The 2,081-nt window shown below is 54.1% G+C and carries 2 protein-coding genes and 1 pseudogene; 2 read left to right on the plus strand and 1 reads right to left on the minus strand.

The genetic code is table 11. The features are described 5' to 3' along the window. Nucleotides 1–115: 115 nt before the first annotated feature. Complete coding sequence (locus KHC27_RS06355) at nt 116–1,081, plus strand: hypothetical protein (RefSeq protein WP_213336439.1); 966 nt, start codon at nt 116–118, stop codon at nt 1,079–1,081. Between the two features lie 42 nt (nt 1,082–1,123). Here KHC27_RS06355 and KHC27_RS21600 read toward each other — a convergent pair. After that, nucleotides 1,124–1,282: pseudogene (locus tag KHC27_RS21600) on the minus strand (HNH endonuclease); the annotation flags it as partial. Between the two features lie 208 nt (nt 1,283–1,490). Between KHC27_RS21600 and KHC27_RS06360 the strand changes: the two are divergent. Beyond that, nucleotides 1,491–2,081, plus strand: a 591-nt coding sequence (locus KHC27_RS06360; RefSeq protein WP_213336442.1) for a Fic family protein, incomplete at its 3' end; no start/stop codon positions are given.

The following is a 2,081-nucleotide window of genomic DNA, read 5'->3' on the forward strand; positions in this document are numbered from 1 at the left end:
GACTTCCATATCATCGACCCGCGAAATTTCCGGGTTTTGATGTAGGCCGAGTATAGAATATTTTAAATGAACATATTCTATATGTCCCATCAGAATCGCTCGCAATCATAGGGGCATGATTAAAATGGCCGACGCGGGGAACTTTGTTTACCAATGCGCTCGCGATGCTCACGCCCAGATTACGCAGTTATCGGATTTTGTTTCTCCGACAATAGTCGCAATGTGGAATCTGCGATGGCAGGTGCGTGGCTTCGTTGCTGAACACCCCGACGCGAAGCAGTCGGATTTGGTGGCGCGCTTTGCGTTGGGGAGCGGATTCAAAGGTAACGAAGTGAAGAGAGCTTGCGTTGATAACAGTTGGGAGGACCAGGAAGAGCGGTTCGCATCAATTTTATTAACTAATTCTATTGCCATTTATGAGGATTTCGTCGAACAACTTGTTGGTTTGACGCTTTCTGGAGATGCCAAGCGACGCGCCTATAAAGACCTTCAATACCCTAACGCGGGAGGTAAGGGGTTTCAGAGAGCTTACGTTGCGCTTGGCGCGCCCGAACCAATCCTCTCTGGTGTCTTCAATTCACCAGCCGTTCGCGGAAGATGGTTCTCTGGGAGCAATTTGCAAAATCTTCTAATTTGCTTTCGCTTTTTCAAAGAAACGCGGAATGCGTTAACTCATAATGGAGGTCGTGCGACAGCGGACCTCGTGGAGGCGTATGATCAATTCCGTGCCATTGCAACTGAAACTGATTTGTCTGTTAAAGAAGTTCCGCAGCACTCGGAGCCAATAGAAGGGTGTCGAGTAGCCCTTAGCCTGCGAGGCATGTACGGCTTCAGTGACGTCATTCTGCGCTTAATTGCTACTCATGATGCGAATCTCTCGGATCGATCTGCAGCCTTGGGGGAAGTCGATCGCCGATTGGGGAAGATTCGCGGCCCGGCGCGCTCGCGGGTTGATCTAGATAGGCAACAAAAACGTATCGATGGGCTAATTAAACGTTCAGGGTTTCCTGACGCTGTAATCACTGGAGTCTTTAAAGATTTTCTCCGCGATACTGATCGTATACCGCAATATTGGATCTAACTAAACGTCACATGAATGCGCTCGATCTGTAGGCTGGGTCTTGCCGAAGGTAAAATTATAATCCTCTGGTTTCTGCAGTCTGATCCAGTCGCCGACGCAGGCCTCGATGCGTCCCAGATATGGGCGCGGGAACTGATACCGCTCAGCCGGGCTGTCGTCATAGATTGAGTCCGAGCGGTGAATGAAGACGCCCAATCCCATGTGCCATCCCTGATCCTCAATCGATCGTAGCGCACATTGGGTATCGTTCGGCTGCAGGTGGACCATTCACCCCTTAGTCGCGCACGTCACGTTATCGACCCGGCATCACGCTCTCATTTCCCCTTCGCACTGCCATGAGCGATAGGAAGGCTATCTATCACTCACATATCCGCTATTATGTGAGCTATAGCGGGAGGCCCTATCGCTCATGGTGTGGAACTGGACGCAGCACGGCTGGCCGTATTTTGTCTATGATCCGGTTGTCCTCGAACCGCTGGAGCGGCGGTTCCTGCTGCTCACCGGCGAGGTGATCGGTGCGGTCCGGCATGTCAGCGAGGGCGAGCGGGACCTGTTGCGGATCGAACTCCTCAGCGACGAGGCCGTCAAGACCAGCGCGATTGAAGGAGAGACGCTGGATCGCCTCAGCGTGCAATCCTCTCTGCGCCGTCAGCTCGGCCTCGACACCGACAATCGCAACGTGAAGCCGAAAGAGCGGGGCATCGCGGAGATGATGGTCGATCTCTATCGGAGCTGGGCCGATCCCCTCGACGCCGACACGCTATTCCGCTGGCACCGCATGCTGATGGCGGACAGCCGGCACCTGGAGACGATCGGCGGCTACCGTCGCCATGAAGACGCGATGCAGATCGTGTCCGGCCGCCAGGATCGGCCGACCGTACATTTCGAGGCGCCGCCATCCTCGCAGGTTCCGGACGAGATGGCCACATATCTCGCCTGGTTCAATTGCGGATTCCGACGTAACCGGCCACCTATTCCAATCATTATCCGGCCACCGTTC

Origin of the sequence: Ancylobacter lacus (genome assembly GCF_018390635.1) — a bacterium.
Classification (GTDB): domain Bacteria; phylum Pseudomonadota; class Alphaproteobacteria; order Rhizobiales; family Xanthobacteraceae; genus Ancylobacter; species Ancylobacter lacus.